Source organism: Planosporangium flavigriseum, assembly GCF_011947225.1.
In the GTDB taxonomy this organism is placed as follows: Bacteria; Actinomycetota; Actinomycetes; order Mycobacteriales; family Micromonosporaceae; genus Planosporangium; species Planosporangium flavigriseum.
In genome coordinates this window covers 72413-87286 of sequence record NZ_JAATVW010000006.1, presented here as the reverse complement: position 1 = coordinate 87286, position 14874 = coordinate 72413, and the positions used below count along the sequence as shown (strand labels likewise).

Genomic DNA, 14874 nt, shown 5'->3' with positions numbered 1-14874 from the left:
CGACCTCCCGCGATCTTTCGGTACGCAGACCAGCAAGGTACCGGTGAGTAACTTGCTTGCCAAGCCCGACTCTCGCGAGGCCACAGGTGCATCTGAAATTAGTTTGAGGAACCCGTGAACCGCCCGCCGGGCCCACGCGTACTCCGGGATGAAGTTCGATCCGGTCAGCTACCGAGGAGGAGACGTGATCCGAGCCAGCCGCGCAGCATACCTCGTCTGCGGGGTGCTCACCGCACTCGCACTGGCGGGGTGGGGCGTCCGGGCGGCCGGAGCGCCGCACAACAGCACCGCCAACAACGCCGCGAGCAACACGAACCAGACGGTCCCGTTGGCCGCACCGAACAACAACCAGGCGGCCGGCGTCGCCGGCGGTGACAACGCCCAGGCCGTCCCGCAGGCCGGCGGCGAGAACGCGGCCGCCAACGAGAACGCGGCCGCCAACAACGAGCAGGCCGCTCCCGCCGCCGCCCCGGCCACCGCGGTCGGTAACAAGACGACGTCGCTGGCCGCCAAGAGCCTGCCCCGCATGGGCCAGGTCGTGGTCGACGACAAGGGGTGGGTGCTGTACCGCTTCGACAAGGACACCCCCAACCCGCCGGCTACCAACTGCAAGGACAAGTGCGCGATCGTGTGGCCCCCGGTGCTGACCGACGGCAACCCGCAACTGGAGGGCGTCGACTCGTCGCTTATCGGCACGATCCAGCGCCCGGACGGCGGCACCCAGGTCACCCTCGGCGGCTGGCCGCTGTACCGCTACATCGGTGACAAGACCCCGGGTAAGTGGACCGGCCAGGGCGTCGGCGGCACGTGGTTCGTGGTGAGCCCCAACGGCAAGAAGAACCTGACCTGCCTGCCGACCGGCACGCCGAAGGCCGTCGAGCCGCCGGCCAGCGGCAACAGCGGCAACAGCGGCAGCAGCAGCGGTGGCGGCTACTAGGCGGAGCAGCTAGCCGGCCTTCAACACAAAACCACCGACGCTCCACGGACCCCCGCGGCGTCGTCGCCAGCTCAACTGGCGGCGGCGTCGCGGGCCCATGTCCGGGGCCGCACCGCGTTTGAGATGTTGTGTTGATCGGGCCGCGAGTGGGTACGCGGCGCGGGATACAGCAGAAGGAGCACAGCATGACAATCGCGGTACTCGGCACGGGCATCATGGGCTCGGCGATGGCCCGCAACTGGCTGAAGGCCGGCGAGACGGTACGGGTGTGGAACCGTACCCGCGCGAAGGCCGAGCCGCTCGCCGAGGCTGGCGCGCAGGTGGCCGACGACCCGGCGACGGCGGTCGACGGCGCCGACGTGATCGTGACGATGCTCTTCGACGCCGACGCGGTGGCCGCGACGATGGAGGCCGCGAGCGACCGGCTGCGCCCCGGCGCCCTGTGGCTGCAGATGAGCACGGTCGGCCTCGAAGGCGCCGACCGTCTCGCCGAGCTGGCGCTCAGTTATGAACTGCGCTACGTGGACGCGCCCGTCGTCGGTACCAAGGAACCGGCCGAGCAGGGCAAGCTGACCGTGCTCGCGTCCGGCCCGGACGAGGTACGCGACAGCGTCGTGCAGCTGCTGCGGCCGATCGCCGCGAAGGCGCTCTGGCTGGGCCCGGCGGGCACCGGCAGCCGCCTGAAGCTCGTGGTCAACACGTGGGTGCTGACCGCGACCGAAGGGGTCGCGAACGCCTTCGCCCTCGCCGACGCGCTCGGCCTGGACGGCGCGGCGTTCCTGGAGGTGATCGGCGGCGGGCCGCTCGACCTCAAGTACGCCCACGTCAAGGGCGCCCTGATGATGCGCCGCGAGTTCCCGCCGTCCTTCCCGGTCAACGGCGCGCGCAAGGATGCGAACCTCATCCTCGCGGCAGGCCGATCCGCCGGGGTCGATCTGGCGGCCGTCGAAGCGGCCCGCAGCCACCTCGACACGGTGGCCCAGCGCAGCCACCGCGACGAGGACATGGCGGCCATGTACCTGGCGGCGCGTCGGGCGCTGTGAGCCAGCGTCAGCCGGCCGCGGGCGCCGGCGCGGGGGCGGGCGCCGGCGCGGGGGCGGGCGCCGGTGTCCCGCTCCCGCCGGCCAGACCCCGCAGTCGCCGCCTGGTCCTCGCCCGGCGCAGGTACTCGCTGGCGTAGGCCCGCGCCAACCGCGCCTCCTCGGCCGCCTCGGCGGCTTCGTCGGCCCAGGCCCGGGCGGCGACCGTCGCCACGTCGACGGCCTGGTACGCGCTGCGCTCCGTCGCGGCGGCGGTAGCGTACCGGCGGCGCGCCTCGCGCTCGGCCGCGCATCGCAGCAGCACCTCACGCTCGTGCCGGGCGTGCAGGTGGCTCCATCCACTGGAGTGCCGCAGGATCCGGCGCAGTTGTTCGACCGAGATACCCCCGCGCCGGTAGGTGGTGAGCGCCGCCCGCGCCACGTCGTCCCGCAGCTCGGAATCCTGGCGGGGGCGCGGTACGGGCGGGTCGAGCGGCGTCGCCGAAGCCTCCTCCGCAGTGGACGCAGTCTCCGCCGGGACCACGACCGGCCAGACGGCGTGTGCGCCGCCGGCGGGCCAGACTTCGTCGCCGCCGGGTTCGGCACTCAGCGCCGACAGGTAGGCCTGGTGCGCGGTGGCGTACTCGTACCAGGCGCGCTCCCGGGCCGCCTCGGCCGCACGGCACCGGGAGCGCGCCGCCGCCACCGCGGCCTCCGCCTCAGCGGCGGCCATCCCGGCGCTGACGGCGTGCATGGTCAGCGCCTCCACCTCGGCCGCCAACCGGACCAGATCCGCGCATGCGGGCCGGCGGCTGCGTACCGGCGTCACCGGAGCCACCGGCGCCCACGTCACCCGGCTACGCTGCCACCAGGCGAGAACACCGGACGCGAGGAGGACCACGCTGGCCGCGCCGAGCAGGCCCAGCCACAGGGTGACCGCGATGGCGGGAATGAAGCCCGCATGCACGGCGAGGCTCGCTGGCGAGTTCACGGCAACGGCTCCCCACAGGAGTACCGACCCCGCACCCAGACCGGTGGCGCGGTATCGATCATCTTAACTCGGCATCGGCCCGGTCCGCGCGGTCGCGTTCACGACGTGGACGCGGCTTCCGGCCGCACCCGGGCGCCGGCGGTGCCGCCGGCCGCCGGCGCCGCCGGCGAGAATGACCATGAGGTGCGGGGACGGGCCATGTGATCCGACTTACCCCGCTCGATCACGGAATTCTCAGGGTGCCGACAGGAATTTCTTAGGTTCGCCCGCGACAGTTGAGCAGCCAACAACTGGAGGTGCGATGACAGCGACCACGACCCGGACGGCCGGGCCGGCCGCCGGATCGGCGATCCGCCCGAAGCGCGGCTGGTGGCCGGACGTCATCGGCGCCGTCACCGCCTTCAGCATGCTGATCGTCGTGGCGCTGTGGGTACGCGGCCGCGGCCTGCAGGACCTCGGGGGCTTGTGGACCGCCACTACCTCGGTCGGGCGCCTGGCCGGCCTGATCTCGGCCGACCTGCTGCTGGTACAGGTGCTGCTGATGGCGCGGGTGCCGTGGATCGAGCGCGCCTACGGTCAGGACCAGCTCGCCCGCTGGCACCGGCTGGTCGGGTTCACCTCGTTCAACCTGATGCTCGCCCACATCATGCTCATCACCGTCGGGTACGCCGGCACGGCCCACGCGTCGGTGGTACGCGAGGCGTGGGACCTGGTCACCACGTACCCGGGGATGCTGCTCGCGGTGGCCGGCACCGCCGCGCTCGTGATGGTCGTCGTCACCTCGGTACGCGCGGCGCGGCGCCGGCTGCGCTACGAGTCCTGGCACCTGATGCACCTGTACGCCTACCTCGGGGTGGGCCTGGCACTGCCGCACCAGCTGTGGACCGGGGCCGACTTCACCAGCTCACCGGTCGCGACCGTGTACTGGTGGACCGCGTACGGTGTCGCAGCCGGCGCGGTGCTGGTGTTCCGGCTCGGGCTGCCGCTGTGGCGGTCGATGCGCCACCGTCTGGAGGTCACCACGGTCGTCCGCGAGGCGCCCGGGGTCCACTCGGTCTACCTGCGCGGCCGCGACCTGCACCGGCTACCGGTGCGCGCTGGCCAGTTCCTGCAGTGGCGGTTCCTGACCGGTCCGGGGTGGACCCGCGCCCACCCGTACTCGCTGTCGGCCGCTCCCCGGCCCGACGCGCTGCGGATCACGGTGAAGACGCTCGGGGACGACAGCCGGGAGGTCGCGGCGCTGCGGCCGGGGACGAAGGTGCTGATCGAAGGGCCGTACGGGCGGCTGACCGCCGACCGGCGCACCGCGCGCCGGGTCGCGATGATCGCGTCCGGGGTCGGGATCACTCCCCTGCGCGCGCTGCTGGAGGAGTTGCCGTACGCGCCCGGCGACGCGGTGCTGCTCTACCGCGCCCGGGAAGCGGCCGACCTGGTGTTCCGGGGTGAACTGGAGCACCTGGCGGCGGCCCGCGGCGTACACGTGCGGTACCTGCTCGGGCCGCGGGACCGTGACGGGTCGTGGCTGCCGGCCGGCTGGGGCGACGACGCCGCGGGCCTACGCCATCTCGTCCCGGACATCGCACACCACGACGTGTTCGTGTGCGGGCCGGATCCCTGGATGGAAGCGGTGGTGGGCGCGGCCCGCCGGGCCCGCGTGCCCGCCGACCGCATCCACCTCGAACGCTTCACCTGGTAACCCACGTCGGAAGGAACTACACCTCATGCGCAGGATCACGATGTGGTTCGTCGCCACGGTGGCCGTGGTCGTCCTCCTGTTCAGCTACCGCACCTCGACCATGGGGACCACCGCGCCCGCCGCGGCGGCCGGCGCCGGCGCGCCCGGCATCGTCTCCGGGTCCACCTCGGACTCGGCGGCCGCCGGCCCGCCCGACAACAGCGCCTCGACGTCAGGCTCCGGCTCGACCTCAGGCTCGACGTCAGGCTCCGGCTCGACTTCAGGCTCCACGTCCGGGTCGACCGGGAACCTGGTGGTCAACGGCTCGGTCGCGCAGACGCGCTGGGGCCCGGTGCAGGTACAGGTCCACATCACCAGCGGCAAGATCACCGAGGTGACGGCGCTGCAGGTGCCGAGCGGGAACCACCGCGACATCGAGATCAACTCGTATGCGGTGCCGCAGCTGCGCTCGGAGGTACTCGCGGCCCAGAGCGCCACCATCGACGTGGTGTCCGGCGCGACGGTCACCAGCGACGGCTACCTCGAGTCCCTGCAGGCCGCGCTGGACAGCGCGCACTTCAAGGGCTGAACGGTTCATGGATACGACGCTGACCAGACGCTCGTTCATCGAGCAGATCATGGGACTGCCGATCAGCGTGCACGTGCGGGGGCCGCAGGCGGGCTCCGCGGAGGTGGCCGACGCCGTCGACACGGTGTTCGCCGAACTACGCCTGGTCGATGCACTGTTCAGTCCATTTCGGCCGGACAGCCTCGTGAGTGCGGTGAACCGCGGCGAGCCGGTGTCCGATCCGCTCCTCGACGCCGTGACCGACCTGTGCGCGCAGGCACGCGAACGCACCGACGGCTACTTCGACGCCACCCTGCCGGACCCCTCCGGCGGGACCCGGTTCGACCCGTCCGGCCTGGTGAAGGGGTGGGGACTGGAACGCGCCGCCGCACGCTTGGCCGGGCACGAGGCGTACGTGAGCGGCGGTGGCGACATGGTGCTGCGCGGCTCCTGGCGGGTGGGCATCGAGGACCCGAGCCGGCCGGACCGGCTGCTGACGGCCATCGAGGTCGCCGACTGCGCGGTGGCCACCTCCGGCGGCGCCCACCGGGGCGCGCACATCATCGACCCGCACACCAGCGCGCCGGCCATTGGCCTGCGCTCGGTCACCGTCATCGGGCCCTCACTGACATGGGCCGACGTGTACGCCACCGCCGCCGTGGCGCGCGGCCCGCAGGCCGTGGTCTGGCTCGCCGGCCTGCCCGGGTACGAGGCGCTCCTCGTCCGGGACAACGGTGACCTGCTCGCCACGCCCGGCTGGCCGCGGTAACCGCCGCCGGCGCGCATTCCCAGGCAGCTCACAGCGCGGTAGCGGCGATCCTTCAGCGCCGCGAGCAGAGTAGCGAGGTGACCAGTCGGACCGTCAGCTCCCGCATCGCCGCGGCCACCCGCCGGATCGCTTCGTTGGTCGACCGGGTACCGCTGCGGGTCCGCCTGGTCGGCGCCGTACTGGCGCTCGTCGCCGTCGCTCAGGTCACGACCGGCGCGGTCGCGGTCGCGGCGCTCGACCGGTACCTGACTGCCCGTCTCGACCGTCCCCTCGTCCGCGACATCGTCACGCACGTGGCCCTCATCGACGCCGTGGCGAGCGGCGCCGTCCTGGTACTGCTCGGCGGCCTGGCGTACCTGCTGGTCCGCGCCAGCCTGCGCCCACTGGGACAGGTCGAGGCCGTGGCGTCGGCCGTGGCGGAGGGCAGGCTCGGCCAACGGGTACCCGAGCGCGACCCGCGGACCGAGGTCGGGCACCTGAGCCGGTCCCTGAATGCGATGTTGGCGCGCGTCGAGGACGCGTTCCGCGACCGCGAAGCCTCCGAGGCGCAGGCCCGCGCGTCCGAGCAGCGGATGCGCCGGTTCATCGCCGACGCCAGCCATGAGCTCCGGACGCCGCTGACCTCGATCCGCGGGTTCGCCGAGCTGTACCGGCAGGGCGCCGCCAGCTCCGCGTACGACGTCTCCTGGTTCATGCGCCGGATCGAGGTCGAGTCGTACCGGATGGGCCTGCTGGTCGAGGACCTCCTGCTGCTGGCGCGGCTCGACCAGCGGCGAGCGCTCCGCCGCCGGCCGGTCGACGTGGCGGCCGTCGCCGCGCACGCGGTGCGCGATGCCCGCGCGGTGGCCCCGGACCGGCGGATCGAGCTGCGTACGAGTGGCGCCTGCGTCGTCAACGGCGACCCGCTCCGGCTACGCCAGGTTGTCGCCAACCTCGTGAGCAACGCGCTGACGCACACCCCGGCGGGTACGCCGGTCACCGTCACCGTCACGCGCGACGACGGGTCGGCGATACTGCTGGAGGTTGCCGACGACGGCCCGGGGATGGCGCCGGAGCACGCGGCCCGCGCTTTCGAATGCTTCTACCGCGCCGACGCGTCGCGGGCCCGCCACACCGGCGGCAACGGCCTGGGCCTGGCCGTCGTTGCGGCGGTCGTCGCCGCCCATGGTGGCACGGTCGGCGTGAAGACCGCTCCCGGGTCCGGCGCCACGTTCCGGGTACGCCTGCGCGCGCCGACCCACTCGCCTACCACGGCCCGGTGCGCCCACCCGGCGCGCCGCAGCGCGGTGCGATCACCCTGACAGCGGCCGGGCGGCGAGCACGCACGTGTCATCCTGCGGATTGGCCTGCCGCAGAACACCCAGCAGCCGGGCCAGCGGCTGGTCGGGCGAGGCCCTGATCGCGTCGGCGACGGCGTCCGCGACCTGCTCCAGCCCCTCGGCGACAGTGCGGCCGGGCCGCTCCACCAGACCGTCGGTGTACAGCAGCAGCAGGTCACCGACGCTCATCGGCACGGTCGCCGCCTCGTAGGTGGCGTCCCGGATCGCGCCCAGGAGCAGTCCGCGCGGGCGGGGCAGCGGGGCCGGCGCGCCGCCTCGGGCCAGCAGCGGCGCCGGGTGACCCGCCTGCGCCCAGGTCAGCACCTGTTGTCGCGGGTCATAGCGGGCGATCACGGCGGTGGCCGTGGCCTCGTCGTCGGCGTCGAACAACACCCTGTTGAGAAGCCGCATCAACTCGGCGGGGTCCGTCGTCGCTGCCGCCAGGGCGGCGAGCGCGTGCCGCAGCCGGGCCATGGTCGCTGCGGCGCGCAGCCCGTGGCCGGCGACGTCCCCGATCGCCAGCAGCGTCTGTCCATTGGGGAGTGTCGCTGCGTGGTACCAGTCGCCGCCGATCCGCGCGAGTTGCTCCGCGGGCAGGTAGCGCACGGCCACCCGGAGTCCGGGCAGATCCACGGGCTCCTCCGGCACCGGGAGGATGATCTGCTGCAGCTCGACCGCGAGCCGGTGCTCGGCGTCGAGGCTGCGCCGGTGCTCGGCCAACTCGCGCCGGGCCGCCCCCAAGCGCTCGCGAGCGACCTCACGCGCGGTGACGTCCTGCACGATGCCGTAGATTTGCAGCGGCCGGCCGACGGCGTCGCGGATGACCTCGACGTACGACCGCAGGTGCTTCACCACGCCGCCCACCCGAATGCGGTACCCGATGTCGATGGCCTCGCCGCCCTCGACGATCCTGGCCAGGTCCTGGGTGAACGCCGGCACGTCCTCGGCCGGCATCAGCTCGGCCATCGCAGCGAACGACAGCGGGCCATCGGCCGGGTCGGCGGCAAACATCCGGTACACCTGGTCGGACCACTCGGTCCGGCCGGTGATCAGATCCCGCTCGAACCAGCCCAGGTTGCCCAGCCGTTCGGCGCGCTCGATCCGCTCGGCCTGGCGCCGCTGCTCGTCGTGGCGGACCCAGGACACCAGCAGGCCGGCGCCCAGCCGGCTGACCCGGAACGAGAACACCGCCTCGGCCGGAACTCCCCGCGCGTCCTCGACATAGGCGAACGGGCCAACCTCGCGCACCTGACCGTCCGCCAGCACCTGCCGCTGGACCGTCCACAGTGGGCCGTTCCGGATCGTCGGGTAGCACTCCAGCACGCGCAAGCCGACGAGATCGGCACCGCGCCGACCGGCGATGTCGATCGCCTCCGGGCTCGCCGCCTCGATGACGTAGTCGGCAATCTCACCGGCATCGTCGTGTACCGGCGACAGGACGGCCGCCGACATCGGCAGCACATCCAGGACGGCCTGTACGGTCGACTCCATCGCCGCGCCGACTGCTACCGGCCCACGGGCGGCGCCGGCCGGCCGGGGCCGGGCGCGTCGCCGGATCGAGACCCATCGGGTCGGGCCACGCCGAACAGTTCGGCAAGCCCGGTCAGGCGCAGGTGCTCGTAGACGCTCCGCGTCGGGTTCACCACGCTGCACGGGGCACCGAGCTTAGACGCCAGCCGGTACACCGTGACGAGAAGCGCGATCCCGGACGAGTCCAGGAAGGTCACGGCCGCGAGGTCGATGCGGACCTCCGTCGGCACCGCCTCGGACACGGCTGAACGAACCGTCTCCCGGACGGCGGGCGCGTTGGCGAAGTCGATGTCGCCGAACAGCGCCACCGTCAGCGTGCCGTCACCCTCGTCGGCAATGCGAACCGGCTCGTCCATGCCCGCCCTCCGGCCAGTACCAGGCTGTCGCGGGCAGCATACCGATTACCCGGTACCCGGACGCTACGTCGGTCGGGCACCGGACGCGGGGATCAGGCCGCCGCGGCTTCCCCCTCCGCGGGGATCAGGCCGAGAAGGACAAGCTTCTCGACGATCGCGGTCGGCGGGAAGGGCTTGATCACGTACTCGTGGGCACCGGCCGCGAGAGCGCGTACGACCTGGTGATTTTCACTCTCGGTGGTGACCATCATCAGCGACATGCCCCGGTAGCGCTGATCACCACGGACCGCCTTGATGAAGTCCAGCCCGTTCATCTCGGGCATGTTCCAGTCCACCAGCGCGAGGTCGGGAACCTCGTCGGCGGCCTCGAGGTGATCGAGCGCCTCCCGGCCGTTCGCTGCCTCGTGGATCTCGAAGCCCAGCGGTTGCACGATGCGCTTCAGGATCGACCGCATCGCGCGGGCATCGTCGATGATTAGGGCGCGCACGCCGTCACCTCTCGTCGTCGGCACCGGGTCAGCCGACTGCTGCCCTTCGCAACGACCAGAATCGGCGCGGCGCGGGGCATCCTGAGAAGTTCCCTCCGCAGGTGTCCGGCGCCCCGCCGCCCCGCCGCCCCGCCGCCTACCCGGCCCTATGCGGCGCCGACCGGCTCGCGAGAGTCGACCGGGCCATCCGTTTTGGCCTCGCCCGGTACGGACTCGGTCGGCGTGTCCGGTACAGGCCCCGCCGTCACCTCCGACGCACCCTCGACCGCGACGTCCGGTACGGGCTCCACCACGGCATCCGTTTCGTCCTTGGCCATTCCGTCTTCGGCCATCGCGTCCACGGCCATTGCGTCCTTGGCCGTTGCGTCCTTGGCCATCGCGTCCACGGCCATTGCGTCCTTGGCCACTGCGTCCTTGGCCACTGCGTCCTCGGCGACGACGGCCGGCGCGCGCTCGACCGAGCGATCCGACGCACGCAGCATCCCGCCGGCACTGGCCACCTGCCGCGCATGGATCACCGTGGGGCACGGAAAGGACAGCCCGCAGAACTCGCACGGCGCCGGCTCCCCCTCGGCACCGGCCGCCACATGCTTGGCCATCATCTCGAGCGCCGTACGCACCAGCGCGCTGTCCGGCTTGAGGAACTGCCGCCGGTCCATCTGGACCGGCGAGCGCACGGCCGTCGCGACCGATCCCTGCATCTCTTCCACCTCATCCCCCCTTGACGCGGGCCACGCGCCGTCCTTCGGCGACCCGGACGCGACGGTCCCCCATCTGTTATCGGTGAAACCGGGCGGTAGATCACAGATTCATGACGGTTCACCACCGCCCCGCCAGACCGCTGTTTCCCGGGGCAACACGGGGCGAAATAACAGACCGTGTCCGATAACCGAGCAGAGGGTAAGAGTTTTTCATTGACGGTTGCGGAGCGCCCCGGACTGGTGCATGGTGACTGATGCCGCTGAACGATGTGACTACGAGTCATATCGATCGGTCGACGGAAGTGCGGCGACACAAGCCACCGGCGCGACGATCGGCTTCTTCGCGATCGCGGTTGCGCCCGTGCCGGCAACGACCGGAAGGAGCGATGGCGGTGAGGTACACGCTTCATTGGGGCCGCGACAACGCCCGACGTCTCGCCACCGTCGCCGAGCTCGATGGCCTGCTGTCCTTTCTCACCACCGTCCGCGGCCGCGATGGTGCGCCGCACGGCGTCGACCTGCTACCGGCCGGCGCGACCGGCGGCGGCCTCCAACTCGGCATCGGCCACCCCCACCGCGCCTTCGTGGTATGGCTGGACGCGAGCGAGACCGGACCCGCAGCGGGTGGCAGCTACGGCATCGACGACGACCTCGAGGCGTGGCCCGAGCCGATCGGCTTCGACTGCGGCGTCGAAGTCGTCGACTTCAAGCCGGCCTGGACCAGGGTCACGCCGCGGCAGGCCATGGAGGCCGCCCGCGAGTACATGCTGACGGGCGCGAGGCCGACCTTCCTCCGGTTCGACGGCAACGCCTGAACACAGCCGAAAGGAAGGGCTCCTCGCGGCACACCGCCGCGAGGAGCCCTTCCTTTCAGACGCCCTCGGTCAGCGCTGCTCGATCGGGACGAAGCTGCGCTCGGGCTGGCCCACGTACACCTGGCGCGGGCGGCCGATCTTCGTGTCCGGGTCCTCGATCATCTCGCGCCACTGCGCGATCCAGCCCGGCAGCCGCCCGAGGGCGAACAGCACGGTGAACATCTTGGTCGGGAAGCCCATCGCCTTGTAGATCAGGCCGGTGTAGAAGTCCACGTTCGGGTACAGCTTGCGCGAGACGAAGTACTCGTCGCTCAGCGCGACCTCCTCGAGCCGCATCGCGATGTCGAGCAGCGGGTCGGGGTTGGCCATCCGGCCGAGCACCTCCTGCGCCGCCTTCTTCACGATCGCCGCGCGCGGGTCGTAGTTCTTGTAGACGCGGTGTCCGAAGCCCATCAGCTTGATGCCGCTCTCGCGGTTCTTCACCTTGCGCACGAACGCGTCGACGTCGTCGCCGCTGGCGTGGATCGCCTCGAGCATCTCGAGCACCGACTGGTTGGCGCCGCCGTGCAGCGGGCCGAAGAGCGCGTTGACGCCGGCCGAGACGGACGCGAAGAGGTTGGCCTGGCTGGAGCCGACCAGCCGGACGGTCGACGTGGAACAGTTCTGCTCGTGGTCGGCGTGCAGCACGAACAGCATGTCGAGCACGCGGGCCACGACCGGGTCCACCTCGTACGGCGTCGTCGGGACACCGAACGTCATCCGCAGGAAGTTCTCGACGTAGCCCAGCGAGTTGTCCGGGTAGAGCAGCGGCTGGCCGATCGACTTCTTGTACGCGTACGAGGCGATCGTCGGCACCTTGGCCAGCAGCCGGACGGTGGACAGGTCGACCTGCTCCTTGTCGAACGGGTTCAGGTTGTCCTGGTAGAAGGTCGACAGTGCGCTGACCGCCGAGGACAGGACGGGCATCGGGTGGGCGTCCCGCGGGAAGCCGTCGAAGAAGCGCCGCATCTCCTCGTGCAGGAGGGTGTGGTTACGGACCCGGTCGCTGAAGTGGTCGAGCTGCTGCTGCGTGGGCAGCTCGCCGTAGATCAGCAGGTACGAGACCTCGAGGAAGGACACCTTGCCAGCGAGCTGGTCGATCGGGTAGCCGCGGTAGCGCAGGATGCCGGCGTCGCCATCGATGAACGTGATTTCCGACTTGCACGACGCGGTGTTGACGAAGCCGACGTCCAGGGTGACGTGGTCGGTCTCCTTCAAGAGCTTGCTGATGTCGAGACCCGCGGGGCCCTCAGTGGCCTCGTGCGCCGTCAGCGGTAGCTGGCCGTTGGCGTATTCCAGCTTAAAGTCCGTCATTCCTGCTCCTCAACCGCTCCGCTTTTTCCTTGGCGCCGTGGACGTACCGATAAATCCTGCACCTTCCCCAGTCTGCCGCAGCGTCCCGGATCAAAACTGTAAGGGGGACCACTCAGTCACTTAACGCAATCGAATGGCTACCGACAAACACCCTGCTCAACGCCGTCTCGAGCCCCGACCAACGCCGGTGCCGAGCACGGCCGGCCCACCCCACCTGTTTGCCGTCCGTCCTCGTGGGGCACCTGGGTGGTGCTCAAGACGCTGGAGGGACAAGGCATGGCGGTGGGGAACGTAGACCTGCGCAACGTGGAGACGGGCGGGAGCGCCTCCTCCACCATCCACCTGGCCCGGCAGACCGTGCCGGCGCCGCTCACCCTCGGCGTCGAGGAGGAGTACCTCCTGGTCGACACCGGCAGCGGCATCGCGGCCGCGCGCGCCGACGAGGTCGAGGCGGCCATCGATCCCAGCATCCGCGACCAGGTCAGCCGCGAGTTCCACGCCACCCAATTGGAGGTGGGCACGACCGTGTGCACCTCCCTCGACGACGTGCGGGCGCAGCTCGCCCACCTGCGGCGGACGGTGGCGACCGCGGCGACGAGCGTCGGCTGCCAGCTCCTGGCGGTGGGTACCGCCGTGCTCGACGGGCCGCCCGCACCGGTGACCGACGACTACCGGTACGCCCGGATGGCGCAGCGGTTCGGTGCGATCGCGGACACGTCGGGCCAGTGCGGCTGCCACGTCCATGTGGGGGTGCCCGATCGGGCCCTGGCCCTGGAGGTCTGCAACCACCTGCGGCCGTGGCTGCCGATCCTGCAGTCGATGACGGTCAACTCGCCGTTCTCCGCCGGCCGCGACACCGGGCACGCCAGTTGGCGCTCGGTGCTGTGGGCGCGCTGGCCGAGCACCGGGCCCACCCCGTACCTGCGCGACCTGGCGGAGTACGAGGCGACCATCGAGCGCCTGATCACCGCGGGCGTCATGCTCGACGAGGGAATGATCTACTGGTACGCCCGGCCGTCGACGAAGTACCCCACGGTCGAGGTGCGCGTCAGCGACGTGTGCGCCACGGCGGAGGACGCCACGCTGGTCGCAGCGCTCATCCGGGCGCTGGTCGCGACGGTCATCGACGACATCCACGCGGGCGTACCGGTACCGCAGGTCGCCGACGGCCTGCTGGCGGCCGCCCACTGGCGCGCGGCGCACGACGGCCTGGAAGGTATCGGCTTCGACGTTCTCACCGGCGTCCTCACCCCCGCTTGGCAGCTGGTCGACCGGCTGGTCGCGCGGGTCGAACCGGCCCTGGTCCGCCATGGCGACCTGGCCGCCGTCGCTGACCTGCTCACCCTGCTGCGCGAACGCGGCAGCGGCGCGGCCCGGCAACGCCGGGCCCGAAGCGACGGCGGGCTGCGGGAGGTCCTGGCCCTCCTCGCCCGGCAGACGAGTGGACAGTGACGCAGGCCGATACGCCTGCCCGGCGACGCGGCCGGGCACCGGGTTAGGCTTTTGCGGAAATCGATCTGGAAGGTCGGGTGCGATGACGAGCCAGCGGGCTTATTCGGACACAGAGTGGGGGCTGCTCGTCGGCCTGCCGGAGTCGGTCATGATGGCCGCCATCTTCGCCGAGAGCGACAACACGAACCGGACCGCGTCGGAGAGCAGCGCCGGCCTCGACGCCATCGCCGCCGGGTGCGACTCCGGCAGCAACCTGGTCCGCGATGTCGCCACGGAGCTCGTCACCAGGCTCGGTGACCCGGAGACCGGTGAGCTGCCGCCGATGCTCGAGATCGGGACCCGTGAGGTCGACCCGAACGAGGTGCTGACGCGGGCGCGGATGGTCGCCGACGTGCTCGCCGCGAAGGCGGGCCCGGGCGAGGCGGCCGCGTACCGGCACTGGCTCGTCGGCATCGCCGATCAGGTCGTCAACGCAGCCAAATCCGGGGGTTTCCTCGGCATCGGCGGATCCTGGGTCAGCGAGTCCGAACGCCGCTTCGTCGACGAGCTCTCCACGGTCCTCAACGACTGAGGCCGCCGGCCCTCACCGCTGGCCGACGGGCGTCTTCGCGGTGGCCTCCTGCGTCAGCTTCATGATCAGCTCGTGCGAGCGGATCGCACGCTGCGAGTCCTCCTGCTTGCACTGCTCGATGAACTGGCGCACGTCAGTATGGTCGTGCGCGTCCTGTATGTAGCGGTCGTAGAGGGACGCACCCTTGAGCGCGTGGTACTCGATCGACACCAGGTCGTAGAAGATGTTGTCGGCGGGCGTGTGGGCGGTTCCCATGACGGCTCCTCCCGGGATGCGGGGGCGTTAGGGACATCACGGATGCCTCTAACCCAGCAGGTGCCCGGTAAACCC

At 71.4% G+C, this 14874-nt stretch carries 16 protein-coding genes; 9 read left to right on the top strand and 7 right to left on the bottom strand.

What is annotated here, in order from left to right; all coding sequences use genetic code 11:
• Positions 1-184: 184 nt before the first annotated feature.
• Both HC028_RS11175 and HC028_RS11170 read left to right on the top strand, forming a co-directional pair.
• Complete coding sequence (locus tag HC028_RS11175; protein WP_239075215.1) at positions 185-937, top strand: COG4315 family predicted lipoprotein; 753 nt, start codon at positions 185-187, stop codon at positions 935-937.
• 185 nt (positions 938-1122) lie between these two features.
• Positions 1123-1980: an NAD(P)-dependent oxidoreductase gene (locus HC028_RS11170; RefSeq protein ID WP_168076182.1), complete on the top strand. Its 858-nt coding sequence runs from the start codon at positions 1123-1125 to the stop codon at positions 1978-1980.
• A 7-nt stretch (positions 1981-1987) separates the two neighbouring features.
• On the opposite strand, the gene HC028_RS11165 is transcribed toward HC028_RS11170, so the two are convergent.
• Positions 1988-2947 carry a hypothetical protein gene (locus HC028_RS11165; RefSeq protein WP_168076180.1) on the bottom strand — a complete coding sequence of 320 codons (960 nt, stop codon included), beginning with the start codon at positions 2945-2947 and terminating at the stop codon, positions 1988-1990.
• 301 nt (positions 2948-3248) lie between these two features.
• On the opposite strand from HC028_RS11165, the gene HC028_RS11160 reads away from it, so the two are divergent.
• The 4 genes from HC028_RS11160 to HC028_RS11145 all read left to right on the top strand — a co-directional run bounded on the left by HC028_RS11160 (position 3249) and on the right by HC028_RS11145 (position 7260).
• The gene (locus tag HC028_RS11160) at positions 3249-4643 is read left to right on the top strand and encodes a ferredoxin reductase family protein (RefSeq protein WP_168076178.1); all 1395 of its coding nucleotides are present in this window, start codon (positions 3249-3251) and stop codon (positions 4641-4643) included.
• A 25-nt stretch (positions 4644-4668) separates the two neighbouring features.
• Positions 4669-5211: an FMN-binding protein gene (locus tag HC028_RS11155; protein WP_168076176.1), complete on the top strand. Its 543-nt coding sequence runs from the start codon at positions 4669-4671 to the stop codon at positions 5209-5211.
• Positions 5212-5218: 7 nt separating this feature from the next.
• Positions 5219-5959: an FAD:protein FMN transferase gene (locus HC028_RS11150; protein ID WP_203981106.1), complete on the top strand. Its 741-nt coding sequence runs from the start codon at positions 5219-5221 to the stop codon at positions 5957-5959.
• A gap of 77 nt (positions 5960-6036) precedes the next feature.
• Entirely contained in the window at positions 6037-7260 is a 1224-nt protein-coding gene (locus HC028_RS11145) for a sensor histidine kinase (RefSeq protein WP_239075214.1), read from the top strand.
• Here the strand turns inward: HC028_RS11145 and HC028_RS11140 are convergent.
• The 4 genes from HC028_RS11140 to HC028_RS11125 all read right to left on the bottom strand — a co-directional run bounded on the left by HC028_RS11140 (position 7252) and on the right by HC028_RS11125 (position 10353).
• Complete coding sequence (locus HC028_RS11140; protein WP_168076165.1) at positions 7252-8769, bottom strand: PP2C family protein-serine/threonine phosphatase; 1518 nt, start codon at positions 8767-8769, stop codon at positions 7252-7254. The two genes, HC028_RS11145 and HC028_RS11140, sit on opposite strands and share 9 nt — an antisense overlap.
• 14 nt (positions 8770-8783) lie before the next feature.
• Positions 8784-9164, bottom strand: coding sequence for an STAS domain-containing protein (locus tag HC028_RS11135; RefSeq protein ID WP_168076163.1), 381 nt, complete (start codon positions 9162-9164; stop codon positions 8784-8786).
• A 92-nt stretch (positions 9165-9256) separates the two neighbouring features.
• Positions 9257-9676: a response regulator gene (locus HC028_RS11130; RefSeq protein ID WP_338091275.1), complete on the bottom strand. Its 420-nt coding sequence runs from the start codon at positions 9674-9676 to the stop codon at positions 9257-9259.
• 122 nt (positions 9677-9798) lie between these two features.
• A complete protein-coding gene (locus tag HC028_RS11125; RefSeq protein WP_168076161.1) occupies positions 9799-10353 on the bottom strand; it encodes a pentapeptide MXKDX repeat protein in 555 nt (184 codons plus the stop codon).
• A 392-nt stretch (positions 10354-10745) separates the two neighbouring features.
• On the opposite strand from HC028_RS11125, the gene HC028_RS11120 reads away from it, so the two are divergent.
• Positions 10746-11168 carry an Imm1 family immunity protein gene (locus tag HC028_RS11120; RefSeq protein ID WP_168076159.1) on the top strand — a complete coding sequence of 141 codons (423 nt, stop codon included), beginning with the start codon at positions 10746-10748 and terminating at the stop codon, positions 11166-11168.
• Between the two features lie 69 nt (positions 11169-11237).
• Here the strand turns inward: HC028_RS11120 and HC028_RS11115 are convergent, their stop codons facing one another.
• On the bottom strand, positions 11238-12521 hold the full coding sequence (locus HC028_RS11115; protein ID WP_168076157.1) for a citrate synthase: 1284 nt from the start codon (positions 12519-12521) through the stop codon (positions 11238-11240).
• A gap of 336 nt (positions 12522-12857) precedes the next feature.
• Between HC028_RS11115 and HC028_RS11110 the strand changes: the two genes are divergently transcribed.
• Both HC028_RS11110 and HC028_RS11105 read left to right on the top strand, forming a co-directional pair.
• Complete coding sequence (locus HC028_RS11110) at positions 12858-13973, top strand: carboxylate-amine ligase (protein ID WP_338091277.1); 1116 nt, start codon at positions 12858-12860, stop codon at positions 13971-13973.
• Between the two features lie 82 nt (positions 13974-14055).
• Complete coding sequence (locus HC028_RS11105; RefSeq protein WP_168076143.1) at positions 14056-14544, top strand: hypothetical protein; 489 nt, start codon at positions 14056-14058, stop codon at positions 14542-14544.
• Positions 14545-14556: 12 nt separating this feature from the next.
• On the opposite strand, the gene HC028_RS11100 is transcribed toward HC028_RS11105, so the two are convergent.
• Complete coding sequence (locus tag HC028_RS11100) at positions 14557-14799, bottom strand: hypothetical protein (protein ID WP_168076140.1); 243 nt, start codon at positions 14797-14799, stop codon at positions 14557-14559.
• Positions 14800-14874: the final 75 nt, after the last annotated feature.